Origin of the sequence: Paraburkholderia sp. EG304 (assembly GCF_046543485.1) — a bacterium.
GTDB lineage: Bacteria > Pseudomonadota > Gammaproteobacteria > Burkholderiales > Burkholderiaceae > Paraburkholderia > Paraburkholderia youngii.
Map to the genome: position 1 here is coordinate 94,374 of NZ_JBKGUA010000008.1, position 26,766 is coordinate 121,139.

Here is a 26,766-nt window from a genome sequence, read left to right on the forward strand (position 1 = left end):
GGGCGCGCGCGGTCATCGCGATGCGGCGTGTGCGAAGTTTCAGCAAGTGGTGTTCCACACAACGGCACCCGTCGCCATGCGGCACGAGCATTGCGCGTCTGAACGAAGACTTTGTGGAGACCCTGATGGATTTACCTGACACGAGCCGGCAAGCGCCCCGTGCAATCGGGACATTCGACCTGGACGCACGACCCCTGACGCGGATTTCGATGCAGTCGCCGCATCTGCATCTGCATGTGCCGACGCCGCCCGAGGTCGACCCCGAGATCCCGCCTAAGACGCCGCCGCCGAACATCGACCCCGATCCGGTCCCGGACGACCCGCTCGGCGACCCCCACGAACCACCGGAAGGCGACCCGCCCGCGGCACCGCCGCCGTTGCACGCATGGCGCCGGCGACTGCACGGAGATCGAAGCTTGCCATGAGCGCGCCCGACCTGGACGACAACCTCACTGTCTATCGGCGCGCGACACAGAGCGGGACCACCGAATGGTGGCGCGTGACGATGCGAAGAATCTTCGCGCGACGCGGCGTTACGGGGTGGCCGCCCGCATCGTCGCGATCGGAGTCAGGAATTCCGACACGCCGGTCAGGATGATCTGCACGCCGATGCACAGCAGCAGGAACGCCGACACCCGCAATGCGACCTTGGTGCCCTCGACGCCGAGATAGCGCGCCAACACGGTCGCGCGGCTATAGATCAGATAGACGCAGACGGCCACCGCGAACGTGATCGCGACCGACGCGATGCCCGAGATCACGAACGCCGACAGCTTGTGCGTGCGATTCGCGGACAGCGCGATCGCGGTCGCGATCGAGCCGGGCCCGGTGGTCAGCGGCACGGTGAGCGGAAAGAACGCACGGGCCTTCGCGGTCTCGGCATCGACGCGCTTGACGTCCGTCTGCTCGGCCGGCGTGTCCGGTGCATTGAGCATCTGCCAGCCGCCCACGGCGAGCGCGAGCCCCCCGCCGATGCGCAACGCCTCCATCGAAATACCGAAGAAATGCAGGATCGGCGTGCCGATGAAGAACGCCACCAGCAGCACGCAGGCGGCGTTGATCGCGACCTTGCGGGCAAGCGCGTCGCGCTCGTCGAGCGTCAACGATGCGGTCCGATCCAAAAAAACGAACGCGCCTCCGAACGGATTGATGATGCTGATCATGCCAATGAAACCGAACATAATGTCCGAGATCAGACTTTCGACCATGTGCTTGTCCGTGTGTCTACGTGTGCCTGCATGTTCTCGCGCGGGTTCGCGCCTGGGCGCGGCGCCGGTCATGAATCCAGCCCGCCTCGCGCGGTCCGGAAAATGCTGCAATGCTCGCAGATCCTATCGCGGCGCGCCAGTCGCCCCAGTAATTAAGCCGCGCGATACCTGGCGCGTCACGTCGCGTCCCGCTTTGCACCGCAGCATTCCGCGCGGGAAAGATGCAATTGCAACGGTCGAAACCTCACATTTATTTTGACCGACTTTACGGGAGCGAAGCATCCGGCATACAGTCATCAGCGAAGCCGGAATTTCAACGACACATAACTACTGGTTCGAGGAGTTGCCCGCATGCTTCTTCGTGTACTTGCCGCGTTGCCGTTCATCGGCATTCTGGTCGGCGTTACGTTTGTCAATCGGGTCGAGCCCATCGTGCTCGGCATGCCGTTCGTGCTGGCCTGGATCGTCATGTGGGTGGTGTTGAGCGCGATCATCATGGCGATCGTCTACAACCTCGATCCGTCCAACCGGCGCGTCGCCGCCAATGGCGAGGAGGTTCGCCCATGAGCGCACTCGTCATCATCGCTGCCGTTACGCTGTTCGCGCTGTTCCTCGGCGTGCGCGCGAGGCGCGGCCACGACATGAGCCTCGAGCAATGGAGCGTGGGCGGCCGCAGCTTCGGCACCGCGTTCGTGTTCCTGCTGATGGCCGGCGAAATCTATACGACCTTCACGTTCCTCGGCGGCAGCGGCTTTGCGTACGGCAAGGGCGCACCGGTCTACTACATCCTCGCGTACGGCACGCTCGCGTACATCCTGTCGTACTGGATGCTGCCGCCGATCTGGCGCTACGCGAAAGCGCACCGCCTCGTGTCGCAGCCGCACTTCTTCTCGCGCAAATACGAAAGCCCGGCGCTCGGCACGCTGGTCGCGCTGGTCGGCGTTGCCGCGCTGATTCCATATCTGGTGCTGCAATTGAAGGGCCTCGGCATCATCGTCGCGACCGCGTCGTATGGCGTGATCTCGTCGACGGCGGCGATCTGGATCGGCGCGATCGTCGTGACCTCTTACGTGATCGTGTCGGGCGTGCGCGGCTCCGCATGGAACTCGGTGGTCAAGGACCTGCTGATTCTCGCGATCGTGCTGTTCCTCGGCATCTATCTGCCGCTGCATTACTACGGCGGCTTCGGCGCGATGTTCCGCACCATCGACGCCGCCCGTCCCGGCTTCCTGACCTTCCCGGCGCACGGTTCGAGCGTCGTGTGGTTCCAGTCGACGGTGCTGCTGACCGCGCTCGGCTTCTTCATGTGGCCGCATACGTTCGGTTCGATCTTCACGGCGAAGGACGAGCGGATCTTCCGCCGCAACGCCGCGATCCTGCCGCTCTATCAGCTGATCCTGCTGTTCGTGTTCTTCGTCGGCTTCGCGGCGACGCTGCGCGTGCCGGGCCTGAAGGGCGCCGACATCGACCTGTCGCTGTTCCGCCTGTCGCTTCAGACGTTCGATCCGTGGTTCGTCGGCGTGATCGGCGCGGCCGGTATCCTGACCGCGCTGGTGCCGGGATCGATGATTCTGACCTCGGCCTCGACGCTGCTCGCCAACGACGTCTATCGCGGCATGGTGAACCGCAAAGCGTCGGATGCATCGGTCGCGATGATCGCGCGCGTCCTCGTGCCTATCGTGGCGCTGGTCGCGGTCTTCTTCACGCTGAACGGCGGCGAAACCATCGTCGCGCTGCTGCTGATGGGCTACAGCTTCGTCACGCAACTGTTCCCGGCCGTGATCTGCAGCCTGTTCCCGCACAACCGCGCGACGAAGCAAGGCGCGTTCTGCGGGATCATCGCGGGTGTCGCGGTGGTCACGCTGACCACGACGCTGCACTGGAGCGTCGGTCAACTGATGCCGTTCCTGCCCGAGGCGCTGAAGGACGTCAACATCGGCTTTCTCGCGCTCGCGGTGAACGTGATCGTGTTCGTGATCGTCAGCGCGGTGACGCAGCCGAGCGCGGCCGAGCAGGAGAAGCACGCGTCGGTGCATTGAAAGACAGCTACGGCTGATGCATCTGAAGGGGCTGTTCGCTTCGGCGACAGCCCCTTATTCTTCCGGTTCACGGTTCGACCGCTCATCCCTCGATCCACGGAGCCCCGACATGTCCTACGTTCTCTACTACTCGCCCGGCGCGGCCAGCATGCCCGTGCACTGGATGCTGCTCGAAATGGGCGTGCCGTTCGAAGCGCGCCTCGTCGATATCGACGCGGGCCAGCAGCATGATCCCGAGTATCTGCGTTTGAATCCGGCCGGACGCGTGCCGACGCTGGTCGTCGATGGCGTGCCCCGGCATGAATCGGCCGCGCTGCTGATGCTGCTCGCCGAGCGCCACGCCGACGCCGGGCTCGCGCCCGCGCCCGGTTCGGCCGCGCGCGGCGAATGGTTCGAGTGGATGATCTACCTCGCGAACACGCTGCTGCCCGCAATGCGCGACTGGTTCTACGCCGGCAGCGACGGCGACCCGGCCGGCGCCGACGCGGTGCGCGCGCTCGCGCAACGCCGCATCGAAACAGCGTGCGAGCGGCTCGACGCGCATTTCGCGAGCGGCCACGCGTACCTCGCGGGCGATATGCTCAGCACCGCCGATCTGCTCGCGCTTGTGCTGATGCGCTGGACCCGCAACATGCCGCACCCGGCGACGGTGGGCTGGCCGCATCTCGCGGGCTATATCCGCAGGCTGCGCGCACGGCCGGCGTTCATCGAACTCAATGAGCGCGAGAAGCTGACCGAGTGGCGCAACGAAGCTCAGTAACGCCCGGCAGCTTCACATCGTCGCTTCCCTGCCCGTCTGCGCCGCGAATGCGAAGCCGTTCTTGCCGTCGCGCTTGACCTGATACATCGCGGCATCGGCGGCGGCGATCAGACGGCGGTGATCGTCGACGTCGTCGGGATAGCTCGCGATGCCCACGCTCGCGCGCACGCGGCCGATTCCCATCTGCTCGTCGGTCTCGACCACGCAGGCCATCAGCCGGCGCGCGATCTCGGCGAGCTCGTCATCGCCGGCGAAGGTGCGCACCAGCACCGCGAACTCGTCGCCGCCGATGCGCGCGACCAGATCGCCTTTGCGCACCGACGCGCGAAACCGCTCGGACACCGCGGCGAGGAACTCGTCGCCGGTGCGATGCCCGAACGAATCGTTGACCTGCTTGAAGCCGTCGAGGTCGATATACAGCACGGCGAGGCGCGGCTCGACGGCCGCGGTCCGCGCATTCCTGGCGGCGGCGTCGAGCGCGCCCAGCAGCTTGCGGCGGTTCGACAGGCCGGTCAGCGAATCGTGCAGCGACGCCAGTTCGAACTCGTGCGACTGCCCCGCGAGCTGGCGGTTGCGCTTCGCGTACATGCCGAGCGCGGTGATCAGCATGCAGAACAGCAGCGCGGCGAGCGCGATCAACGTGCGCGCGACGTGCGCGACGCGCAGCCGCACGTCGGCGCTCGACGCATCGCGTTGCGCGCGCCAGTAGGCCGAGACGCTGCCGAGCACCGCCGCGACGGCTTCGGGCGTCGCCTGGGTCGGTGACATCGACGGAATGGGGGGCGCCGGCGACGGACTCGCGTTGACGAGCGCCGCGAGCGACGCGAAACGCCGCGCGAGTTCCGCGCGCGCCGCGTCATAGGCCGGCACGAACGACGCGTCGTGGCTCGCCGGAGTGTCGGCCATGCGCTTCCACGCGGCCAACTGTTCGCGCGCGCTGTCGACGCGCTCGACGGCTTCGAGCACGAGGCCCGCGTACTCCTGCTTCAGCTGATCGGAAAACACCGTGCGCATCTGCGTCGCCACATACAGCAGGCCGAACAGCAGACACAACAGCGCGGCCACGGCGACGCTCGCGGGCCCCGGCCGGAAGCGCCATACCGGCGCGCGCGCGCGCGCGGCGCCGCGCAGCCCCGCTTGCCCCGCTGACCCGGCGAGCGCGTGCTCAGGGGTGGGAGTAGGGATCTCGTTGCTGTCGGCCGTTGTCATGTTGACGATAGCTCACGCGTCGAAAGAACTGTCCGATCCGCGCAAACAGACCGCCGTTGTGCTGCGACGACGCGCGCCGCTCCTGCTGCGCGACGCGCGTTTCTTTCGCATGTTGACCGCCCGCGGGCTTCGCGGTCGAATTCGCGACGTGCCGCACGGAGCGCGGCGGTGGCGTCGGAACAATCGGGGCGGTGGGCGGGTCGTCCGACAGACCGGCCGACAGATCCGCCGAGGCATCGACCGGCGTATCGGCCAGCGCGGCGGTGAGATTCGGGTCAGGCGTACTCGGGTGGATCTGACCGGACCACACGGCCGGGTTGGTGTCCTCGAAGCCGCCGTTCGCGCCGGCCGTTGCCAGCGCGACATCCGACGCGGTGGGCTGCGCGGCTGATTGCGCGGTGGCGGGCGTGGCGACCTCCTGCGGCGCGTGCGCGACGGCCACCGTCGGCACCGCGGGCGCCGACGAACCGAGCGCCTGGCGTGCGCCCGCGATGGCATCCGCGTAGGTCTGCTGATCCTGGTTGAACCAGACACCGTAGGCGACGGTGCCCATCACGCCGAAGGTCAGCGCGCCGGCTGCCGCGAGGCACAGCGCGAGGCGGCCGAAGCGCGGCGGCGGTACGCCCGATTCGTCCGTGCCGTCGGGTTCGAAAGAGGAACGGCCGTCCGTGGTGGAATGACGCAAGTCGGTATCGTCGGGATCGGTAGCCATCGCAATACGCTCCGGGTATGCCACTTCCTGCTGACAAGCTGGCGCACTGGCGAGCCGCCGCGTAAGCCGCGCTCGCGGGCTGCCGCCGCACGCAATGCTCAATGAATGTAACCCTGTCGCGAACGGCCGACAACACAGCAGCGTTGCGTTTCCGCCTCGCTTCCAGGTGCTTCAAACGACGCCGTCAGACACCGCGTGAGTTGGCAAAAAAGTGCGCAAAGCTGGTAAAAACTCCAACTCCGCTAATCGCTCGACAGCCAGCCCCCCGCCCGCCGTCACCGCGACGCCCGATGCGACGCGGGCTCCGCGAAACGCGCCATCGCGGTCGCCGTTTCGCATGCAACAAGCGGGCCTGAAGGCGCACTCATGCGCGACCCCGATAGCGCCGCTTGAAACCCTCGTGAGACAGAGCGCCGCGCGCCCTTAAGCAGCATCGCGCGAACCTGCTACCGTGCGAATTCCCGAAGCCGTTCGCGCCCGGTGGTAAGGTCACCTGCCGCATGTCGCGAACGCGCGCCATGCCTCACCCGGCCCGGCTTGACGCGGCCCCGGCCCACCTCATCGGTCAGCATGAGAATCATGTCGAACAGGTATCAGCACAAACCACTCACGCCGTTGCGCCGCGCGCTCGCGCGCTTTTCTCTTTCAGAAACCGCCAAGTACACGAAGCTGACGCTCGGCCTGTGGATCGGTTTCGGCATCCCGTACCTGCTCGGCTTTCCCGACGCGGCCGTGCCGCTCGCCGGTTCGACGATGCTGACGCTGGCGCTCGGTAGCTCGATTTCGGCGGCGCGAAGCTACTTCTACAAACGGGTGTTGTCCAACGTGGTGGCGATGCCGATCGGCACGCTGCTGATCTGGCTGACCGCGCCGCACCTGTGGATGGGTGCGGCGCTGCTGCCGCTCGTGATCTTCAGCATCGTCGCGCTGCGGCCGTCGCTGTTCCAGATGACCAGCATCACGGTGCCGATCACGCTGGTGCTCTATACCGGCGAACATCTGCCGCTGCTCGAACAGCGCCTGATTGGCGTGGTACTCGGCATGTTCCTCGGCTTCGTGATCCAGCAGATCGCGTTTCCGCCCGATCACGGCTATTGGGCGAACACGCTCGTCAACGACGGCAACGAACTGGCCACCGATGTCGTCGCGCAACTAGCCGCGGGTCAGCTCGACAAAGCGCAGATCAAGCCGGCGGCCTCGAAGCTGCGCACGCTGAGCACGAACCTGAAGCAGGCGCACCTGCTGCTGAAGACCGACCTCGAGCAGGCGTGGGTGTCGCCGCATCTGAAGCGCAACGCGGTGCGGCTGCCGGTGTTCGCGTGCTATCACGAGACTTTCGATTCGCTGGTCAACTTTCTCGAAACGATGGACACGTTTCACGATCAGTTCGCCGCGCTCGACGCCGGCTGGCGCGAAATGTTTTTCGCGCGGCTCGCGCGGCTCGTCAGCGCCCACCGGCAACTGGCCGAGGCGGCGGACCTGCGCGTCGAGCCTGCGCCGCTCGACGCGCCGCCGCTGCATATGGAGGACCTGCGTCAGCTGACCGAGGACCTGCCCGCGTCGAACGTGTTTACGAGCGTGTACCTCGGGCATCTGACCGGCTACGGGATTCTGCTGTGCCGGTTGAGCGCGCTGCATACCGCGTGAGCGGCGCGGGTCGTCCGGTTCACCGCTCATTGCACGGTGATGGTCGCCCTCATGTTCGGATGGATGCCGCAGAAGATCTTGTACACGCCCGGTTTATCGAATTTGAATTGATAGGTGTCGTCCTGATCGAGCGCGGCCGAGCGGAACAGCCCCGCGTCGTTGACTACGGTGTGCGGCTCGCCGTCGAGATTTTTCCATGTGACCGTCGCGCCCGCCTTGACGGTCAAATCCGTCGGCGTGAAATTAAAGTTTTTCATGAACATCGCGTTAGGCGTCGACGCGACGGTCTGCTGCTGCGCCGCCTTCATCGGCATCGGCATCTGCATCGGCATGGTGGTTTGCGCGAAGCCGAGCCGCGGCGACATCGCCAGGAGCGCGGCACTGCCGAGCGCAACTGCGAGTACTCGGCCCATCAGATTGGTTGGCATCATTGATCTCCTCGAGCGTAAAAGTAGCGGGTGCGGTCAGGCGAGCGTCGTGTCGTCGAGCGTCGCCTTCAGCGGATGCCGCGCGATACTGACGCTCGTCACGCCGAGCATCTTCGGCAACTGGTCGCTCGCGACCTTCAGCGGCCCCGGGCCATCGCCCTGGCCGGCGGTCGGTTGCGGATAGGCGGTCGAGCGCGCGGTATGGAACGTCACGTTGCCTTCGACCTTCGTCACGATCTGGTGAATGTGACCGTTCAGCACCGTCACCGAACCGAAGCGCTTCAGATAGTCCATCGCCTGTCCGGCGTCACCGGTGCCCCAGCCCCACGGCTCGTAGATCGTCCACATCGGCATGTGCGCGAACACGACCACCGGGGTGCTCGACGAGCGGCCTTTCAGATCGTTTTCGAGCCATTCGAGCTGCTCGCTGCCGAGACCGCCGAGGCCGTTCGGCTTGAAATGCATCACGTTGACGAGGCCGACGAAATGCACGCCCTGGTGATCGAAGCTGTAATAGCCGCGGTTATCCGACGCCTTGCCGAAACGGCTGAAGTACTCGGTGCCGGGGCCGTCGGTGACGTCATGCTCGCCGGGGACCGTGTGCAGCTCGGTGATCTTCAGTCCCGACATCAGCTGCGCGGCCAGATCGAATTCAGAGGGCTTCGACAGGTGCGTGATGTCGCCGGTGTGAATCGCGAGCGGCGGCCGCGACGGCATCGCGTTGACGTAATCGATCGTCTGTTTCAGCGTGCCCGCGACGTCGGGATTCGCTTCCTTGTTGAAGCCGATATGCGTGTCGCTGATCTGCAGGAAAAGCGGCGTGCCCGCTGCTGGCGTCGCGGTTTTGGCGTCGGCTGCGAGCGCGAGTTCGACCGGCGTCAGCACGCCGCCCGACAGCATGAACACCGTGCCCAGACCACCGAACGCAAGACACTTCAGCACGCCGCGACGCGCCGGATCGAATGAATGTTGTGACGACATGATGACCTCACGATAGGGATTCGCCGAACCACCCGGTTCGTGAGGCATGACTGTCGTGTCGCGGGTTTTATTCCCGTGTTGTGTGGCGTTTGCGGGACGCGGCGAGTGTATGCAAATGGAAAGCAGCCAGTAAACGACGAGAAGGATTGCACACTGGATTGCGCATCGCGTCAGCCGCCGACCGCCGCGATGATCCGCGCGCGCATCGCGGCGTCGGGCAGCGGACCCGATCCCGCGCGCACGTTGTCCGCCATGTATTGCGGCCGCCCGGTGCCCGGAATCACGACTGTCACCGCCGGCTGCGCGAGCACGAATTTCAACAGAATCTGCGCCCAGCTCGTGCAGCCGATTTCGGCGGCCCATGCGGGCAGCGGCGTTTTTATCACGCGCGCGAGCAGACCACCACCGCCGAACGGCTGATTGATCACGACGCCGATGCCGAGTTCGGCCGCGAGCGGCAGGATGCGTTGCTCGGCCGCGCGATCGTCGGCGGCGTAGTTGATCTGCACGAAGTCGGGCTTCTCGCTGCGCATCACCGCCGCGACGTCGTCGAACGCGCTCGACGTGTAATGCGTGATGCCGAGATAGCGAATCCGGCCGCGCGCTTTCCAGTCGCGCAAGGTCGCGAGCTGTGTGCGCCAGTCGAGCAGATTGTGGATCTGCATCAGATCGACATGCGGCTGCTGAAAACGCCGCAGCGATTCCTCCATCTGCGCGATGCCGGCTGCGCGTCCCTCGGTCCAGACCTTGGTGGCGACGAAGGCCTTGCGATGCGCGTCGAGCTGAGTGAGCAGCGCGCCCGCGACCGCTTCCGACGAACCGTACATCGGCGAAGAATCGATCACCGAGCCGCCCGCTTCGAACAGGATGCGCAGCACCTCGGTGAGTTGGGCGCGCGCGGCGGCATCGTCGCCGACGTCGAAGGTGCGCCACGTGCCGCAGCCGATCACGGGCAGCGCTTCGCCGGTAGACGGGATCGCGCGGCGGTTCATGCGCGGTAAGGTGGTATCGGCTTGCGCGGGTGTTTCAGTCTGCGCGGAGGTGACGCGCGATAACGCGAGCGTTGCCGGTAACCCGAGCGCCGCGCGCAGAAAGCGGCGGCGGCGAGCGTGGTTCGACGAAAGTGCCATAGCGGGTAGCTGCCCTCGTGCATGGAAGTTCGACCGTCATCGCAGCGGCTAAAGCACACCCCGCCGCGCGAATTCGACCGCGAGGCCATCCGCGTCGACGAACCGGTAGCCCTGCAAACCAGCCGCGAGCGCGCCGTCCACGTTGGCCTCGCTGTCGTCGATGAAGAGCGTCTGCGTTGCGGCCGCGCCGAGCCGTTCGACGCAGCGCAGATAGGTTTGCGTGGCGGGCTTCGCCGCGCCGAACGCCGCCGACGAATAGACGTGCGGTCCAAAGAGCCGCGCCACGGGCGGATTCAGATAAGCGATGTGATCGGTCAGCAGGCGGCAGTTATTCGTCAGTATCGCGATGCGGCAACGCTGCGCCGCGCGCGACGCCAGCGCGAGCACCGCTTCGTTTGGCCTGATCGACGCGAGTCGCGCGTCGAGCCATTCGGCGCGGCTCACCGGATAACCGAGCAGCGCGCCGAGTTCGCGCAGATATTCGTCGTCGCTGATTTCGCCGCCGTCGGCGCGCGCCTCGAGTCCCGAGCCCCAGATCGCATGACGCACGGTCTCTTCCCTGCAGCCCGCGACCGCCGCGAGACGCTCGACACGCGCGGCGCGGTCGTAGTGCGACAGCACACCTTCCAGGTCGAACAGAAGCAGCGTGACGGGTGCGCTCATGCCGTCGGTCTCCCGGGTTGAAGTTTGCGCGATGCGCCGTGCGCGATGCGCTTTTTGCGCGCTACGCTGCGGCCTAACGTGTTTTCTGCCGCAACGGCCTGAAGAACTTGCGAATCTCGGCCGCCAGCAACTCGGGCTTTTCCATCGCCGCGAAGTGCCCGCCAGCAGGCATTTCGCTCCACTGCACGACGTTGAAGGTCCGTTCGAGCCAGCTGCGCGGCGGATGATTGATCTCCTTCGGAAAAAGCGCGAAGCCAACTGGCGTGTCGATGCGCTCGCCGTCGGAGAAACGCATCGGCTGCAGGCGGTTTTCCCAATACATCTGCATCGCCGGACCGATGCACTGCGTGAACCAGTACAGCGAGATATTGGTCAGCAGCTCGTCGATCGAGAACACGCTTTCGACGTCGCCGCCGCAATCGCTCCACGCGCGAAACTTCTCGCCGATCCATGCGGCGAGTCCCACCGGCGAGTCGTTCAGCGATGCGGCGACGGTCAGCGGCTTGGTGCTGTGCTGATGCGCATAGCCGCCTTCGAGTGCGGCCCAGTCGTTCTTCTCGCGCAGATAGTCCTGCTCGGCCGGCGTCAGCTCCCGCTGCGCCGCGCCGATCGCGGGCTCATAGGAACTCGGCAGGAAGTTCAGGTGGATGCCGTCGACCACCCGCGGATGATGCGCGGCCAACGCGATCGACACGCCCGCGCCAAGATCGCCGCCCTGCGCGCCGAAGCGCTCGTAGCCGAGCCCGCGCATCAGCGACACCCACAGGTCCGCGACCTGGAACGCGGACATGCCGGCTTGCGCGGGCGCAGGCGAAAACGCGAAGCCCGGCAGCGACGGCGTGACCACGTCGAACGCGTCGGCGGGATCGGCGCCGAACGCGGCCGGGTCGCACAACTGATCGAGCAGCGCGTGAAACTCGAAGAACGAACCGGGCCAGCCGTGCGTGATCACGAGCGGATAAGCCTGGAAGCCCGGCGTCACACTCGCGGCGCGCCGGTGCGCGAAGTGCACGGTCTGGCCGTTCACGTCGGCGAGAAATTGCGGCAGCCGGTTCAACTTGCGTTCGGCCGCGCGCCAGTCGAATTGCCCAGCCCAATAGCTCGCGAGTTCGCGCAGCCAGGCTGGGTCGGCGCCCTGCTGCCATGCGGGCGCGGGCGTCGCGGGCGCCCAGCGGGTCGCGCGGATGCGGCGGCGCAGATCGTCGATGTCCTGATCGGCGATCGCAATCTCAAACGGGTCGATCTGCATGGGGTCGTCCTGGGTCGGTTGGCGGCTCAACGTCATCGTACGCGCGTCGAATGAAAGCCGGATAATGGGCGTCCCTTCCGTACGATTCATTGACCGACCCACAGGAGATTGACGCGATGTCCGCTTACGAATCCAAGGTGCCGCGAGTGCTGCTGACGAACGACGACGGGATCGACGCGCCCGGCCTCGCCGTGCTCGAAGCGGTGGCCGCCGAGCTCGCGCACGAAGTCTGGGTGGTCGCGCCCGAGCACGACCAGAGCGGTACCTCGCATTCGATCAGCCTGCATTCGCCGCTGCGCGTGAGCCGCCAGGGCGAACGCCGTTACGGCGTGACCGGCACGCCCGGCGATTGCGTCGTGATGGGGGTTCGTCATTTGATGCGCGAGGCGCCGTCGCTGGTGCTGTCCGGCGTCAATCGCGGCGGCAACCTCGGCATCGAAACGATGTTCTCCGGCACGGTCGGCGCGGCGATGACGGGTCTGCTGCTCGGGCTGCCGTCGTTCGCGCTGAGCCAGGTATTCGCCGATCGCGAGCGCGTGCGCTGGGACACCGCGCGCACGCTCGCGCCCGGCGTGATCCGCCAGTTGCTCGCGATCGAGCATGCGGCGCCGACCTGCCTGAACATCAACTTCCCGGACGTCGATGCCGCCGATGCGGGTCCTCTGACGCCGACGCGCCAGGGCGTCGGGCTCGTCAGGGACATCGAGGTATTGCCGGAAGTCGATCCGCGCGGCATCGCGTATCACTGGCTGCGCTTCGATCGCGGCCCGCGCGAGAACGAGGCCGACAGCGAAACGGCGACGGTCGCGGCGGGTCGCGTCTCGGTCACACCGCTCGCGTTCGATCGCACCGACGAAGCCACCTTCGCGCGGCTCGCCGCGTCGTTGATCTGACGGTTGCACGGAACGCGGCGCAATACCCCGCTTCAGTGCGCTCCAGGTCCCGACGGTGCGGGTCTGCCGAACGCGGGCATCGTGCCGTTCTCTCTCGCGCGCGCGAGTTCGGCCTGTACCTCGGCGCGGGTTTTGGGGCCGCTGTTGACAATCGCTTCAGTCGTGGCCTGGCTGCTTTGCCCCGAGCGCGGCATCGACCATGCCGATTCGACGCCTTGCGTTGCATGTTGCGGCGACTGCCGTACCTCCGGCGCGACGCCAGCCGCTTTCTTCCCGGAGCGCTCCGCAGTAGAACTTTTCCGGTGGCTGCTGCCCCGCGCATGATTACCCGATGTCGTCGCAGCGCTTTGCGCTGAACGCGGTTTCGTCGTGGTGCCCGATGCAACCTGGCTATGGTGTGAGCGCACCGTCTTTGCCGCAGGCGGCGCCTGGGTCCGGTTCGAACTGACCGCGGGCTGTGGCGGGAGATTCGCCGGCTGCGGCTGTGGTTGCACCTGCGGTTGCGGCTTGTTCGACTCCCGCGCGAACTGGAGCGCCGCGATGGCCAGTGCGTCGCCTGCCTGCGCTCCGATCGATGGCGCCGGCTGAGACCGCAACGCAGTCACGTCGTCGGGCAGCGCATGGTGCCGCGCCGCCGCCCCGCCCGTCGCGCCGACACTCCGTTCGCCATCGGCGACGAGGCTCACGTCCCGGCCAGACGACCAGTCGTTGTCCAGCTGCGACACGTAGGCCCCAATCGTCACCGCGCCGAAGACGAGACCCGTCAACACGATCATTCTCGGTTCGCTATACAAGGCACGCTCCCCCTTTCGACAGAACGACGACCCATTAGTCAAAGTGTCGGCGATCCGAAGAACAGTGTTTCGCTTTTAGACCCAACAACTGACGAATCGGCGGATCTGGTCGTGCATGTGTCCGAAACCGACGGGCATTCTTCTGTCCAAACGGGCCCTTTAACCGGAGTGCCAGGAGGGCTCAAACGAGCGGTCCTTCCTCGGTCTTGCCGCGCATCGCGACGGCAACCGAACTGCCGACGATCAACGCGATACCCAGCATCGAGATCCCGCCGATCGTCTCGCCCCACGCCAGATAGCCGAACAGCGCGGCCCACACGATGCTCGTGTAGTTGTACGGCGCGAGCGCGCCGGCGTCGGCATCGCGGAACGCCATCGTCATCAGCAACTGTCCCGCCGTCGCGAGCGCGCCGAGCAGCGCCATGATCGCGAGCGCATCGAACGACGGTGTGCGCCACGCGAAGATCAGCGACGCGCCCATCACCGCGGTGCCGACCAGCGTGAAGTACAGCACGGTCGTGCCCGAATCGTCGCTCGCGTTGATGCGCTTGATCTGGATGATCGACAGCGCACCGCACAACGCACTCGCGATCAGCAGCGCCGGGCCGAGCCAACTCGAATGCGAGCCGTCCGGACGCACCACCAGCAGCATGCCGGCGAAACCGACCGCCGCGGCCAGCGCGTCGCGCGGCTTCAGCGTTTCGTGCAACAGCAGCGGCGCCAGCACGATCACGAGCAAGGTCTCCGAATAGACGATCGCGACCGCCTCGCTGAGCGGCATGTACGGCAATCCCGCAAAGAACAGGCCCGATGAGCCGAGCAGCGTCAGCGCGCGCAGGGTCTGCCCGCGCACGTCGAGTTGCCGCAAGCGCGTGACGAGCGGCTTGCCGCGCAGACACATCGCGACGGCCGGGAACAGACCGAACAGCATGCGGAAGAACGTGACCTCGTTGGCCGGATAGGCGAGCGCGAGCGATTTCGCCAACGCGTCGACGAGCGCGAAGCAAAGCATCGACACGAGGATCAGCGCGACGCTGCGCAACGGTACGGCGCTCGGGCGGACGGCGACGACGGGCGGCATGGACGGTTCGGGTTGAACGTGGGTGATGGGAAACAGGATTATGCCCGCGCTCGCGCGCGCCCTCGCGCGTACGCCGCGCACCCGCTTTGGCAAATCAGGGAATCCACCGATACTGGTCAGACGAACTAATAATATTATTCATAGCGATTTATGCGCCGTTACATCGGCGCTTCAAGCGCCTACGTCGTATGCATTTTTAATAATAATTATGACCATCGATCAAGCGGGGACCTCTGGAGATACAGGTGCGCAATTTCTATGTACTGGCCGCGCTCGCAATGCTGAGCGCCTGCGGCGGTAATGACGGATCGCCCAACGTGTCCGCTACGGCGGACAAGCAGGTGAAAGCAATCGATGCGACAGCGGCTGCGGCCGACACAGCCGACGTGCAGAACGAGTTCAAGGCTGCCAAAGCCATCCCGGTGGGCATGAAAACGACCACCCCGCCGCTCGTGATCGCCGACCCGACGCTGAATCTGGCGCCGTACACGCCCCCGGCGCCGCCCGCCCCGACCGCGACGACGACGTTGTCGTTCGGCGATTTCACGAGCTACCTCGCACCCGGTTCGGCGAGCGCCTGGCACCCAGGCGCGAGTGCGTCGACGCTCGCGATCGACGCGCCGCCCGCCAACGGCACCGGCGCCGGCGACAAGGCGGTCGCGCTCGGCACGACCTACGCGAGCGCTTCGTACGAAGCGGACGTGACCGTCACCGCGCCGGTCGGCACGGGCCCCGCGAACGCCGGTTTCGTCGTGCGCACGACGAAGCCGACCGCGGGCGGCCCGGACAGCCTGACCGGCTATTTCATCGGTCTCGACACCGGCTCGCATGCGCTCGTGGTGGGTCGCGAGAACAACAACTGGACCAATTTCATCCAGTATCCGGTCGCCTCGATCGTCGGCGGCAGCACGCATCACCTGAAGGTGACGACGAGCGGCAACGCGATCCTCGTCGACCTCGACGGCCAGCGCGTGGTGAGCGCCAACGACGCGACCAACGCGCTGCCGGCGGCCTTCCAGTCAGGCAGCTTCGGCGTGCGGCGCTTCGGTGTCGGCGCGTCGTTCAGCAACATCACGATCCATACGTATCCGGCCGTGACCTCGCCCGTCTACGATTTCTCGAAGGTGGTCGGCGCGGTCTACACGCCGTCCAACGCGGTCAACGCGATCGACTTCTGGGAGAACTACGACCCCGAGATCGTCAACCGCGAGCTCACCTATGCGCAGACCTACGGCATGAACACAGTCGCCGTGTACCTGCACTATCTGGTGTGGGCCAACGATCGCGTGGCCTTCCTGAGCAAGTTCGAAAACCTGCTGACGATCGCCGCGCGGCACGGCATCAAGGTCTCGCCGATCTTCTACGACGACTGCTGGAACCCCAACCCGCAATACGGCGCGCAGCCCGCGCCGGTGTGGGGCGTGCATAACAGCCAGTGGGTGCAGTCGCCGGGCACGCCGGTCGAGCAGGCGTATTTCCAGGCAAGCGCGTCGAACCCGGCGATCACCTACAAGCAGAGCCTTGCGAACTACATCACCGACTTCGTCGCGCCGCATCGCAACGACCCGCGCATCATCTTCTGGGAGCCGATGAACGAGCCGGGCTGCAGCGGCAATGGTTCATTGCGGAACACGCGCGCGGTGATGATGAACGATGCGCGCATCGCGATCCTGAATGCAGGCGCAACGCAGCCGATCAACTCGCCGCAGGTGCAGGAAGACGAAGGCACCTACTTCTCGGATTTCTACGGGTTCCATCCGTACAACAACCCGTACACGGGTCCGGTGAATGGCAGCAACATCAACGCGATGAACTCGGAGACGCTGCAACGCGGCTTCACGGGCACGACCGGTCAGACGATGCCGGGTATCGTCGCGAACTACGGCGGCACCACCGGCTTCATCGTGTGGGAGCTGATGATCGGCCGCACCAATACGCGCTTTCACTGGGGCCAGACGCCGAGCGCACCCGCGGCAGTCGAACCGGCAACGCCCTTCCAGGGGACCTTCTACCCGGACGGCCATCCGTGGCAGACGTCGGAAACGCAGGCGCTGACGGGCGGCTTCGACGTCAAGCTGCCGGTGCTGCAGATCGCGTACTACAACGATCCGACCTTCAGCGCGGCGCCGGTGAAGACGTCGATCACGCCGCTGATCGACTTCGATCTGAACACCGAGCGCGGCACCGATTCGCCTGATGCATCGGCCGGCGTCAACGCGACCAACTACGGCGTGCGCTGGACCGGCGCGCTCAAGGCGGCGCAGGACGGCGAATACACGTTCACGATCAACAGCGACAATGTCGCGCGTCTGTGGATCAACGGCGTGAAGGTGATCGACAAAACGGACACGACGCCGGGCAGCGCTTCGGGCAAAGTCCATTTCGCCGCGAACCAGAGTGCGTCGATCAAGGTCGAGTACGTGCACGGCAGCGGGGCGGCAAGCATGCATCTGCTGTGGTCGAACCCGGCTGCGAAGAGCCCTGATGTGTTGAAGATCGTGCCATCGGATTCGCTGGTGACGTCGAGCTGATAGAGATGGTTGTGCCGGGCGGCGCGGTGGCATCGACGCCGCGCCACAGCGCCGGCCAACCCAAAAAAGAACGCGGCGCACCGGAAAATCCGCTGCGCCGCGTTCTTTTTAGGCAAGGCTTTTAGCAAGCTCGAGCAGTTAATTTCTCAAAGCCAAAGCCCGTTCCAAATGCCACTTCAAACTGCATAAATTTCCGGATTATCCGCAAGCGACAAAAAGTTACCGGTATTCCCATCGAGTGCGAGCATTTCGCCGCTTTCGATATTGAAGATCCAGCCATGGAGCCGCAGCGTCTTGTTCACGAGCCCGACCGCCACCGACGGATGCGTGCGGATGTTGGCGAGCTGCGCGATCACGTTGTCCTTGACCAGCGCCGCGAGACGCTCCGCATCCGAGTGATAGTGACGCGACGCGTTGATCGCTTTCGCCGCATCCGCGTGACGCAGCCAGCTCGCGACCGCCGGCATGTGCTCCAGATTCGTGCAGGACGAGATCGCCGTCATCGCGCCGCAGTTCGAATGGCCGCAGATCACGATGTCGGTCACGCCGAGCACGGCGATCGCATATTCGACGGTCGCCGACACGCCGCCCGGCTCCGGGCCGTACGACGGCACGATGTTGCCCGCGTTGCGGATCACGAACAGTGAGCCCGGCTCGGTCTGCGTCAGCAGCTCCGGCACCACGCGGCTGTCCGAACAGGTCACGAAGAGCGTGCTGGGATTCTGCGCAGTCGATAAACGCTTGAAGAGCGCGCTTTGCTGTGGAAAGACCTCGCGTTGAAAGCGGATCAGACCTTCGATGATTTCCTGCACGATTTTCTCCAGAGAATCGAAGAGACGGATTTAAAGTTTGCCGCGACTATACCGCAGCCTTTCACTCGTCGCGCGAATCACCGTGCTAATCGTCGGACGCTCCAGCGGAAAATTGCCAGCGAAATAATGGTGTGCCTGGACGCGCCAAAAAAAAGACCCGGCTGCCGGCAGCCGGGTCCAACTCTCTCGCTCACACGCATGAAGCAATGTGTGCGTCGATACTGTAGCCGCGCCGGCGTCGCGGATATAGCCGCCGCGGTGGAAGAGTCCTTTCCACCGCGGCGCGAATCAATTGACCCGATCCGCGCTAAGCGGGTCGCTCAGTCGAAATCGCGCGTCTCGAGTTCCACGGACCGTCCCCCGTTGCGTTCGAGCACCCGCCGCGTAGCATTTTCAATGCGGGCGCGGTTCGCCTCGAACGTCCCCACCAGATCGTGAGCGGACGGGGCGCCGTTGCCGAGGCTGCCGTTGCCGAAATGGTCGTTGAGCGCGTCGAGCGACACGCTGCACCATACGTCCTTCCCGTCCACATTGGCCTCGTAGGCGACGCGCGCAGCAGCCACCACTTCCCGCCGTCCGGTGAATTCGATCCTCATGATTGTCCTCCGTGTGTCAAAGGGAAATCCGAATACGCAACGCTCATGCCCAAACCGGCCGGCTGCCCGGCTGCCCTGGCGCGAGCACGCATTCTGCGCAAGGTGCATACTCCTGAGCGGCCGTCGTGCGCGGCCGCGCCGATGCGCCGCAGCAAGGCCTCCTCCGGGCCGTCGACGCACTCAACATACCGATACTACGCCCTTCATGTCCCGCAATACTCAATCTTCACGCCCGCTCGTGATCGCCGCCGTGATGGCCTCGATGGCGATGGTCGCGATCGAAGCGACCATCGTGTCGACCGCGATGCCGCAGATCGTCTCGCAACTCGGCGACCTGCATTTATACAGCTGGGTGTTCTCGTCGTTCCTGCTCACGCAGACCGCGATGACCGTGGTGTTCGGCAAGCTCGCCGATCTCTACGGACGCAAGCCGGTGATCCTCGCGGGCATCGCGATCTTCCTCGTCGGCTCGGTGCTCGCCGGCTTCGCATGGTCGATGCCGGCGATGATCGTGTTCCGGCTGATCCAGGGCATCGGCGCGGGAGCGATCCAGCCGGTCACGCTGACCATCGTCGCCGATCTGTACCCGGCGCGCGAACGCGGCAAGGTGCAGGGCTATCTCGCGAGCGTGTGGGCGATCTCGGCGGTCGTGGGTCCGATGGTCGGCGGCTTCATCATTCACAACCTGTCGTGGGCGTGGATCTTCTGGATGAATGTGCCGATCGGGCTGGCGTCGGCGGCGGGCTTCATCGCGTTCCTGCGCGAATCGGAGCGGCACGCGCGGCCGTCCATCGATCTCGCCGGCGCGGCGCTGTTCATGGCCGCGATCGCCGCGCTGATGATGACGCTGACCTACGCCGGCGACGATGCATTCGCGCCCGCCTCGCTCGCGGGCGGCGTGTTCGTGCTGTGCGTGCTGCTATTCGTGCTGCAGGAGCGTCGCGCGGCCGAACCGATGATCTCGTTCGCGCTATGGAGCCGCCGCCCGATCGCCGCATGCAACAGCGCGACGGTGCTGGCCGGCATGATCCTGATGGGCGCGACCACGTTCCTGCCGATGTACGTGCAGGGCGTGCTGCATCGTTCGCCCGTGGTGGCCGGCCTCGCGCTGACGATGATGATGGTGGGCTGGCCCACCGGCGCGACCTTCGCGGCGAAGTCGTTTCACCGGCTCGGCTTGCGGCGCATCCTGATCTGCGGCAGCGCGTTCGTGCCGCTCGGCGCGGTGCTGCTGCTGTTCCTGTCGCCGGGCGCGTCGCCGCTCGTCGCCGGATTCGCGTCGCTGATCATGGGCTTCGGCATGGGGACGTCGAGCGTCAGTTCGCTCGTGCTGATCCAGGAGATCGTCCGGATGGACGAACGCGGCAGCGCGACCGCGTCGAACCTGTTCTCGCGCAATCTCGGCAGCACGCTCGGCGCGACGCTGTTCGGCGCGGTGCTGAACTTCGGGCTCCGTCATTCGCAAGGCACCGCGACGGTCACGTCGGACCAGCTGAAGGCGCTGCTGCAGAACCGCGCCGCCGATTTCGGCGACAGCGATCTCGTCAGGCTGGTGCTGCACCAGTCGCTGCATCTGACCTTCGTGTCGATGTTCGTGATCGGGCTGTTCGTGGTTGCGCTGCTTTCGCTGGTGCCGGTGATCCGATTCGGCGAGGACAAGCCGGCACCGCTCAAGACCCTGGCGCCGCTCGAGGATTGAGTCGCGCGGCGGCGCGAACCACTTGCGTTCGCGAGCGCTACGAGCCGCGCGCCGGCAGCGTCGCCGCGAAGAAATCACGCACCTGTGCCGCGGTTCGCGCATGAATCACGGCGCGGTCGACACCCGGTCCGTCCTTGCAGATGGGCGCCAGACGCTCCATCACCTCGGGCTCGCACACATCCATGAAGGTATAGTGCGAGGCGCCCGGGAGCATCGTCACCGTGGCTTGCGGCATGAAGCCCGCGATGCGGTGAATATTGGTGTTGACGGGCGCGGTCGTATCCGCCTCGCCCGCGAGCAGCGCGACCGGAATCGTCACTTCCTTGAACGACGAACTGTTGAACGCCTCGCCGAGCGCGGGTGCGATCGCGAATGCCGCCTTGACGCGCGGATCGCGATACGAGTCGCCCGAACGCGCGCGCGATGCATTCGTTTCTGCCGATAGCCCGTCGACCGTCAACGCGGGCGCGCCCGGCGCGTGCGCGAGACTCGCGGCTTCGGGCGGCGTGCAGATCGCATCGGCTTCGGGCGACGTGCAAAAGCGCTCGAACGCCGCGCTGTCGGTACGTGCGCCCGCGACTACGAGCACCGTGTAACCGCCGAGCGAAAAGCCCAGCGCGCCGATCCTCGTCGTGTCGATGCGCGGACCGAAACGCGGGTCCGCGAGCACGCCGTCGAGCACTTCGCTCAAGTCGGTCGCGCGCTCCCACCAGAGGATGAAACCGTCGCGCGTGCGCGGCTCCAGCGCGTTGTTGCCCGGATGATTGACGCCCGCGACGATATAGCCCTGCGCGGCCAGCGACGCCGCGAGCCAGTCGAGACTGTCCGCGCTGCCGCCGGTGCCGTGCGACAACAGCAGCAACGGGTATTTGCGCTGCGCGTCGGACAGCGGCGCATCGTCGGCGGCGGCGTGGCCGATGAACATCGGATGGCCTGGCGCGCCGATATCGTGACGCGTCTCGGCTTGCGCCGCATCGGCCGGATACCAGATGCGCGTGATCAACGCCTGTGTTTGCGCGCCACGCCAGTTGCGGGCCACGGCGGGATGAAACGCGCGGCTCGTCTCGCCGACATGCCAGTCGGCGGAAGCGGTTTGCGCGTTGGCGTACGCCGGCGACGCAGCCCACAGCGCGCCGCACAGCACCCCCGACAATGCCACGCTCAACGACACCACCACCGCGCTCGACAGCGCGGCACAGCCTCGACGCATCATGGTTAGTCCTCGCGAATGGGGATCAGCAGATCGGTGATGCAGGGGTCCAGCGCGCCGCGATCGGGCGCGCTTCGATACAGTTCGAGCCCGGGCCGCTGATCGCGCCGGTAGCCACTGCGCGGCAACCAGCCGCTGTACAGTGCCCTGAAAGTGGGCGAGATCAGCGCATAAGGACCGATGAGGCGGTGCACCGCGTATAGCCCGCCTTCGAGCCGCAGCGGCTCGATGCCCGGCGGCGGCGTGGCCACACGCGAGCGTTGCGCGGCTTCGTCGAGCCGCTGCATCGCATCGCTGAACGCCGCCTGCGACCCCGCGACGACTCCCGCGTGATAGCAAAACCCGCCAGCGATCGACGGATCGCGCGCGCAGATGCCGACGCGCTGCTGCAACAGCGGGTTCTCGTCGCAGCGCAACGTCGTCATCAGCGTGTGGAAGGTCTGGCCGATCGTCGCGACCGGGCCGTCATGGCGAAGGCATAGCACGTCGAGCGGTGCGATCTCGATCACTTCGACGGATGGTGATGCGGGGGTGTTCTGGTTTTCAGCGTACTCGTCGCGGCGGCCGTCAGCGCCTATGCCATCGCCGTCGCCGCGCGGCTCGATGCGCGCATGCCCCGTTCGCCGTGTCCGCGCGGATGCCGCCGAAGCCGCCGGATTCGCCACCAGATGCCGCTGCCGCGTCCTGAACTCGCTCGGCGATACACCAGTGAAATCGCGAAACGCACGTGCGAACGCTTGGGGACTGTCGTAGCCAGCGTCGTGCGCGACCGCGGTGACCTGCGCGGCGTCGGTCAGCCGTTGCGCTGCCTCGGCGAGCCGCAGACGCTTGACGGTATCGGCGACGCTCTCGCCCATCAACGCGCGATAAATCCGATGGAAGTGATACGGCGACATATGCGCGACGGCCGCGAGGCTGCTGAGCGTGTGCCGCGCGCCGGGCTCGACCAGAATGGCCTCGACCACGCGAGCGATCCGTCGACGGTAATCACGTTCGGTGCTGGGCTTCATCATGGCGCCACGATAGCGGTCTGCGCGCCGGGTGGCGGTGCAGAACTTGCGGATTTTCGCGCTTTCGCGCTTTCGCGTTTTGGCGTTTTGCCAGGAAACGGGCCGCCAAGCTCTCGCGCTGCGTCACATTATGATCGACAACGCACGCCGCTTTCCGACACCAGACGGGCTTTCACGGCGCCATCAATTGCCGCTCCCATACAGCGTCGAATCGGCGAAACCTTCGGCGGCCAGCACCTGCCCGACCAGAATCAGCGCGGTCCGCTCGATCGCGCTGCCCCGCACTTTCGCGACGATATCGTCGAGCGTGCCGGTGATCTTTTCTTCGTCGGGCCAGCTCGCGCGATAGATCACCGCGATCGGACACGCGCCGCCGTAATGCGGCCGCAATTCATCGACGATGCGCGCGAGATGCCGCACGCCTAGGTGAATCGCCAGCGTCGCGCGATGCCGCGCGAGATCGGCCAACTGCTCGCCTTCGGGCATCGATGTTTTGCTCGCGTAGCGCGTGAGGATCAGTGTCTGCGACACGCCGGGCAGCGTCAGCTCGCAGCCGAGCGCCGCCGCGCATGCGGCCGTCGCGGTCACGCCGGGTACGATTTCGTAAGGAATGTCCAACTCGCGCAAGCGGCGGATCTGCTCGCCGATCGCACCGTACAGCGACGGATCGCCCGAATGCACGCGCGCGACATGCTGGCCCTTCGCGTGCGCCGCCGCGAGCAGCGCGACGATCTGGTCGAGATCGAGTTCCGCGGTGTTGACGACCTGTTCGGCGCTGTGACCTTCGAGCACCGCCGCCGGCACCAGCGACCCCGCATACAGGATCACCGGACAACTGCGCACGAGACGCTGCCCTTTCACCGTGATCAGTTCCGGGTCGCCCGGACCCGCGCCGATAAAAAACACTGTCATTCAGTACTCCAGTTATTTGCTCACTGATCCGAAGCCGCTTGCGCGTGCGCGGGCAGCGCATCGAGAAGATCGGCAATGGTGGCGAACTCGCGATCGACGTCGGGCAACACCGGCCGTCGCAGCATGATCACCGGCAAGCCGCGTTCGCGCGCAACTTCGAGCTTGGCCTCGGTCGCGCCGCCGCCGCTGTTCTTGCTGACGACGACGTCGAACGCCTGCAGCGCGAACAGCGCGCGTTCGCCGTCGAGCGTGAACGGTCCGCGCGCGGCGAGGATGCGCGAGCGCGCGGTGTCCGGATGCGAATCGAGCACGCGCACGGTCCAGAATTGATACGGCGGAATCTCGTCGAGATGCGCGAGCGGTTCGCGTCCGAGCGTGAATAGCGGCCTTCTGAAAGGGGCGAGCGCGTCGATCAGTGCGTTCCAGTCATCGACGATGCGCCAGTCATCGCCGGCTTGCGGCTGCCACGCCGGACGCCGCAGCGCCCAGCACGGGACCTTCGCGACGCGACACGCCGCTACGGCATTCGCGCTGATCCGCGCCGCGTACGGATGCGTCGCGTCGATCACGAGGCCGATCGCTTCGCTCGCGAGATAACGCGCCAGCCCCTCGCTGCCGCCGAAGCCGCCGACGCGCACCGCGCACTTCAGGTCGTTGGGCACCTTGCCGAGCCCCGCGAGAACGTACACATGCGCGGGACCGAGTTGGCGCGCGATCTTCAGCGCATCGCCGGTGCCGCCGAGCAACAGGATGCGGATCATCGGGCGACTCCGACGAACTTGCCCTGCCGGTCGATCGCGAAGATTTCGACGCTGACCTGCGGCGGCACGATATCGCGTGCAACGGCCAACGCGTGCTGACAGACGATATCGCCGAGCGGCACCTGTTGCGCGTGCGCGAGCGCGAGCGCCTGCTGGCTCGTGTTGGCCGCGCGCATCGCCGCTTGCAGCGCGGCGTCGGCGCCATGCCCGGCGGCCCAGCCGGCGAGTTGTTCGAGATCGATGCTGGAGTTGCGGCTATGCAGATCGAGATGGCCGGCCGCGAGCTTGCTGAGCTTGCCGAAGCCGCCGCAAATGCTCAGACGCTCGACCGGCGCGCGCTTCACATGCTTGAGCACCGCGCCGACAAAATCGCCCATTTCGATCAGCGCGATATCAGGCAGGCCGTAGTGCGCGCGCATTGCGTCCTCGCTCGCGTTGCCGGTGCAGGCGGCCACATGCATATAGCCGTTCGCGCGCGCAACGTCGATGCCCTGATGGATCGACGCGATATACGCGGAACACGAAAACGGCCGCACGATACCGGTAGTGCCGAGTATCGACAGTCCACCGACGATACCGAGACGCGGGTTCATCGTTTTCAGCGCGAGCGCTTCGCCGTTTTCCACGCAGATCGTCACTTCGAAGCCGCCTTGATACGCATGATGCGAGGCGAGTTCGTCGAGGTGCTGCGTGATCATCTGGCGCGGGACCGGATTGATCGCCGGTTCGCCAACCGCCAGCGTGAGCCCCGCGCGCGTGACCGTGCCGACGCCCGGCCCCGCGCGAAAAATCACACCGGGCTCGGGCACGAGGCGCACGCGCGCGAACACCAGCGCGCCGTGCGTCACGTCGGGATCGTCACCGGCATCCTTGATCGTGCCGGCCTCGGCGATCCGTTCGCCGTCCGTCTCCACGAGACGGCAGAACGTGAGCCGCATCGGCACATGCTGGCCCTTTGGCAACACGATCTCGGCGACCTCGCTGACCTCGCCCGCCAGCAGCAAACGCGCGGCCGCCAGCGACGTCGCGGTCGCGCAGCTGCCGGTCGTATAGCCGCTGCGCAGCGGCGCCGGCTGTTCGGGGGTTTCGTCGCGCATCACGAATCGGCTGATGGATTGGCGGGCTTGGTCACGTCGAGCAGCGTGATCGGCAACGCCTGGCGCCATGTATCGAAGCCGCCGAGCGGTTGCGCGTGCGCGAGCGCGATGCGTGTCAGCGTGCCGCCATGCTGCTCGCGCCACGCGGCGAGCACCGCCTCGCCTTGCAGCGTGACCGCGTTCGCGACGAGCCGGCCGCCGTCGCGCAGTTGCGCCCAGCAGGTGTCCAGCACGTCCGGCACGGTTACCCCTCCGCCGATAAACACCGCGTGCGGCGCGGGTAGCCCCCGCAACGCGTCCGGCGCGCGGCCCGCCACCAGTTGCAGACCGGGCACACCCAGCGTATCGCGATTCTGCTCGATGAAGCGCTGCCGCGCGTCGTTCGCCTCGATCGCGATCGCACGACAGGTGGGATGCGCGCGCATCCATTCGATACCGATCGAACCGCTGCCCGCGCCGACGTCCCACAGCAACTCACCAGGCGCGGGCGCGAGGCGCGCGAGCGTGATGGCGCGCACGTCGCGCTTGGTCAACTGGCCGTCGTGGATAAAGGCGTCGTCGGGTAAGCCGCAGGTCAGCGGCAGACGCGGTGCTTGCGCGGACGCGCGGCAGTCGAGCGCGATTAGATTGAGCGCGGCCATCTCGCCGCCCGGCCATTGATCGGCGCGGCCATCGACACGCCGTTCGCGTTCACCGCCCAGATGTTCGAGCACGGTCATCTGAGTTGCGCCGAAACCGCGCGCATCGAGCGAGGCCGCCAGCGCCGCCGGGGTGTGGCCGTCCGCGCTCAGCACGAACAGGCGCGCGCCGTCGTGCAGATGCGCATTCAGCGTGGCAAGCGGCCGGCCGACCAGCGACACGGTCGCGACATCCTGCAACGGCCAGCCGAGCCGCGCGGCCGCGAGCGACAGCGACGACGGCGCGGGCAGCACGCGCAATTCGCCGGCCGGCAACTGCCGCGCGAGCGTCGCGCCGACGCCGAACAGCATCGGGTCGCCGCTCGCGAGCACACATACCGGATGCGGACGCTCGGCGAGCAACGGCGCGAGATCGAACGGACGCGGCCACGCGGCACGGCGCGCGGCGAGCCGCGCGGGCAGCATCGCCAGATGGCGCTCGCCGCCGTACACGACCGACGCGCCCAGCAACGCACGCCGCGCGGGCCGCCCCAATCCGGCGAAGCCGTCGTCGCCAATGCCCACTACGGTCAGCCATGCCGGCATGCATCCATCCTCATCAGTTGCGTCGAATCTTCAGCGATTGCACCGCGCCGCGTCGTGCATGCGGCTGCGCGCAGGCTCGGACGGCGGGTTGCGAAAGTCCGCATGATACCGCCGCCATGCG

26 protein-coding genes are annotated in these 26,766 nt (G+C 66.3%); 8 read left to right on the forward strand and 18 right to left on the reverse strand.

All coding sequences use genetic code 11. The features are described from left to right. The first annotated feature begins 125 nt into the window (after window positions 1-125). Complete coding sequence (locus tag ACLFKU_RS12355) at window positions 126-425, forward strand: hypothetical protein (RefSeq protein ID WP_368583644.1); 300 nt, start codon at window positions 126-128, stop codon at window positions 423-425. Window positions 426-533: 108 nt separating this feature from the next. Here the strand turns inward: ACLFKU_RS12355 and ACLFKU_RS12360 are convergent, their stop codons facing one another. Then, window positions 534-1,208: a MarC family protein gene (locus tag ACLFKU_RS12360; RefSeq protein WP_368583645.1), complete on the reverse strand. Its 675-nt coding sequence runs from the start codon at window positions 1,206-1,208 to the stop codon at window positions 534-536. A 351-nt stretch (window positions 1,209-1,559) separates the two neighbouring features. Between ACLFKU_RS12360 and ACLFKU_RS12365 the strand changes: the two genes are divergently transcribed. The 3 genes from ACLFKU_RS12365 to ACLFKU_RS12375 all read left to right on the forward strand — a co-directional run bounded on the left by ACLFKU_RS12365 (window position 1,560) and on the right by ACLFKU_RS12375 (window position 4,007). Continuing rightward, window positions 1,560-1,775 carry a DUF3311 domain-containing protein gene (locus tag ACLFKU_RS12365; RefSeq protein WP_013091742.1) on the forward strand — a complete coding sequence of 72 codons (216 nt, stop codon included), beginning with the start codon at window positions 1,560-1,562 and terminating at the stop codon, window positions 1,773-1,775. After that, the gene (locus ACLFKU_RS12370; RefSeq protein ID WP_368583646.1) at window positions 1,772-3,247 is read left to right on the forward strand and encodes a sodium:solute symporter; all 1,476 of its coding nucleotides are present in this window, start codon (window positions 1,772-1,774) and stop codon (window positions 3,245-3,247) included. Before ACLFKU_RS12365 ends, ACLFKU_RS12370 begins: the two co-directional genes overlap by 4 nt. A 109-nt stretch (window positions 3,248-3,356) precedes the next feature. Continuing rightward, window positions 3,357-4,007 (forward strand): glutathione S-transferase family protein, encoded by a 651-nt coding sequence (locus tag ACLFKU_RS12375; RefSeq protein ID WP_410849268.1) that lies wholly within the window; start codon window positions 3,357-3,359, stop codon window positions 4,005-4,007. A 12-nt stretch (window positions 4,008-4,019) separates the two neighbouring features. Here the strand turns inward: ACLFKU_RS12375 and ACLFKU_RS12380 are convergent, their stop codons facing one another. Then, entirely contained in the window at window positions 4,020-5,216 is a 1,197-nt protein-coding gene (locus tag ACLFKU_RS12380) for a diguanylate cyclase domain-containing protein (protein ID WP_368583648.1), read from the reverse strand. Beyond that, the gene (locus ACLFKU_RS12385; RefSeq protein ID WP_410849269.1) at window positions 5,173-5,928 is read right to left on the reverse strand and encodes a hypothetical protein; all 756 of its coding nucleotides are present in this window, start codon (window positions 5,926-5,928) and stop codon (window positions 5,173-5,175) included. The genes ACLFKU_RS12380 and ACLFKU_RS12385 overlap by 44 nt, the downstream gene beginning before the upstream one ends. A gap of 579 nt (window positions 5,929-6,507) precedes the next feature. Between ACLFKU_RS12385 and ACLFKU_RS12390 the strand changes: the two genes are divergently transcribed. Beyond that, window positions 6,508-7,575 carry an FUSC family protein gene (locus tag ACLFKU_RS12390; protein ID WP_410849270.1) on the forward strand — a complete coding sequence of 356 codons (1,068 nt, stop codon included), beginning with the start codon at window positions 6,508-6,510 and terminating at the stop codon, window positions 7,573-7,575. 26 nt (window positions 7,576-7,601) lie between these two features. On the opposite strand, the gene ACLFKU_RS12395 is transcribed toward ACLFKU_RS12390, so the two are convergent. The 5 genes from ACLFKU_RS12395 to ACLFKU_RS12415 form a co-directional block, all read right to left on the reverse strand. Next, window positions 7,602-8,003, reverse strand: a complete 402-nt coding sequence (locus tag ACLFKU_RS12395; protein ID WP_410849271.1) for a cupredoxin domain-containing protein — start codon at window positions 8,001-8,003, stop codon at window positions 7,602-7,604. Between the two features lie 36 nt (window positions 8,004-8,039). Further along, window positions 8,040-8,984: a metallophosphoesterase family protein gene (locus ACLFKU_RS12400; RefSeq protein ID WP_410849272.1), complete on the reverse strand. Its 945-nt coding sequence runs from the start codon at window positions 8,982-8,984 to the stop codon at window positions 8,040-8,042. A 170-nt stretch (window positions 8,985-9,154) separates the two neighbouring features. Next, entirely contained in the window at window positions 9,155-10,114 is a 960-nt protein-coding gene (locus ACLFKU_RS12405) for an aldo/keto reductase (protein WP_410849273.1), read from the reverse strand. Between the two features lie 48 nt (window positions 10,115-10,162). Further along, window positions 10,163-10,777: an HAD family hydrolase gene (locus ACLFKU_RS12410; protein WP_410849274.1), complete on the reverse strand. Its 615-nt coding sequence runs from the start codon at window positions 10,775-10,777 to the stop codon at window positions 10,163-10,165. Window positions 10,778-10,850: 73 nt separating this feature from the next. Continuing rightward, complete coding sequence (locus ACLFKU_RS12415; protein WP_410849275.1) at window positions 10,851-12,026, reverse strand: epoxide hydrolase family protein; 1,176 nt, start codon at window positions 12,024-12,026, stop codon at window positions 10,851-10,853. Window positions 12,027-12,142: 116 nt separating this feature from the next. Between ACLFKU_RS12415 and surE the strand changes: the two genes are divergently transcribed. Further along, window positions 12,143-12,919, forward strand: a complete 777-nt coding sequence (gene surE / locus ACLFKU_RS12420; RefSeq protein WP_410849276.1) for a 5'/3'-nucleotidase SurE — start codon at window positions 12,143-12,145, stop codon at window positions 12,917-12,919. Window positions 12,920-12,951: 32 nt separating this feature from the next. Here the strand turns inward: surE and ACLFKU_RS12425 are convergent, their stop codons facing one another. Then, entirely contained in the window at window positions 12,952-13,695 is a 744-nt protein-coding gene (locus tag ACLFKU_RS12425; RefSeq protein ID WP_410849277.1) for a DUF4148 domain-containing protein, read from the reverse strand. 199 nt (window positions 13,696-13,894) lie between these two features. After that, window positions 13,895-14,794: a DMT family transporter gene (locus ACLFKU_RS12430; protein WP_368583658.1), complete on the reverse strand. Its 900-nt coding sequence runs from the start codon at window positions 14,792-14,794 to the stop codon at window positions 13,895-13,897. Window positions 14,795-15,039: 245 nt separating this feature from the next. On the opposite strand from ACLFKU_RS12430, the gene ACLFKU_RS12435 reads away from it, so the two are divergent. Continuing rightward, entirely contained in the window at window positions 15,040-17,325 is a 2,286-nt protein-coding gene (locus ACLFKU_RS12435) for a PA14 domain-containing protein (protein WP_410849278.1), read from the forward strand. Window positions 17,326-17,501: 176 nt separating this feature from the next. Here ACLFKU_RS12435 and ACLFKU_RS12440 read toward each other — a convergent pair whose 3' ends face one another. Then, window positions 17,502-18,137, reverse strand: coding sequence for a carbonic anhydrase (locus tag ACLFKU_RS12440; protein WP_368583660.1), 636 nt, complete (start codon window positions 18,135-18,137; stop codon window positions 17,502-17,504). Between the two features lie 320 nt (window positions 18,138-18,457). After that, on the reverse strand, window positions 18,458-18,733 hold the full coding sequence (locus tag ACLFKU_RS12445; RefSeq protein WP_013091756.1) for a DUF1488 domain-containing protein: 276 nt from the start codon (window positions 18,731-18,733) through the stop codon (window positions 18,458-18,460). A gap of 205 nt (window positions 18,734-18,938) precedes the next feature. Between ACLFKU_RS12445 and ACLFKU_RS12450 the strand changes: the two genes are divergently transcribed. After that, window positions 18,939-20,432: an MDR family MFS transporter gene (locus tag ACLFKU_RS12450; RefSeq protein ID WP_410849279.1), complete on the forward strand. Its 1,494-nt coding sequence runs from the start codon at window positions 18,939-18,941 to the stop codon at window positions 20,430-20,432. Between the two features lie 37 nt (window positions 20,433-20,469). Here ACLFKU_RS12450 and ACLFKU_RS12455 read toward each other — a convergent pair whose 3' ends face one another. The 6 genes from ACLFKU_RS12455 to cbiE all read right to left on the reverse strand — a co-directional run bounded on the left by ACLFKU_RS12455 (window position 20,470) and on the right by cbiE (window position 26,645). Next, entirely contained in the window at window positions 20,470-21,645 is a 1,176-nt protein-coding gene (locus ACLFKU_RS12455; protein WP_410849280.1) for an alpha/beta hydrolase family protein, read from the reverse strand. Window positions 21,646-21,647: 2 nt separating this feature from the next. After that, window positions 21,648-22,655: a GyrI-like domain-containing protein gene (locus ACLFKU_RS12460; RefSeq protein WP_410849281.1), complete on the reverse strand. Its 1,008-nt coding sequence runs from the start codon at window positions 22,653-22,655 to the stop codon at window positions 21,648-21,650. Window positions 22,656-22,835: 180 nt separating this feature from the next. Further along, entirely contained in the window at window positions 22,836-23,564 is a 729-nt protein-coding gene (gene cobM, locus ACLFKU_RS12465) for a precorrin-4 C(11)-methyltransferase (protein ID WP_410849282.1), read from the reverse strand. Between the two features lie 20 nt (window positions 23,565-23,584). Further along, window positions 23,585-24,325 (reverse strand): cobalt-precorrin-6A reductase, encoded by a 741-nt coding sequence (locus ACLFKU_RS12470; protein WP_410849283.1) that lies wholly within the window; start codon window positions 24,323-24,325, stop codon window positions 23,585-23,587. Beyond that, complete coding sequence (locus ACLFKU_RS12475) at window positions 24,322-25,422, reverse strand: cobalt-precorrin-5B (C(1))-methyltransferase (protein ID WP_410849284.1); 1,101 nt, start codon at window positions 25,420-25,422, stop codon at window positions 24,322-24,324. The genes ACLFKU_RS12470 and ACLFKU_RS12475 overlap by 4 nt, the downstream gene beginning before the upstream one ends. Continuing rightward, complete coding sequence (gene cbiE / locus ACLFKU_RS12480; protein WP_410849285.1) at window positions 25,422-26,645, reverse strand: precorrin-6y C5,15-methyltransferase (decarboxylating) subunit CbiE; 1,224 nt, start codon at window positions 26,643-26,645, stop codon at window positions 25,422-25,424. The genes ACLFKU_RS12475 and cbiE overlap by 1 nt, the downstream gene beginning before the upstream one ends. Window positions 26,646-26,766 lie beyond the last annotated feature (121 nt).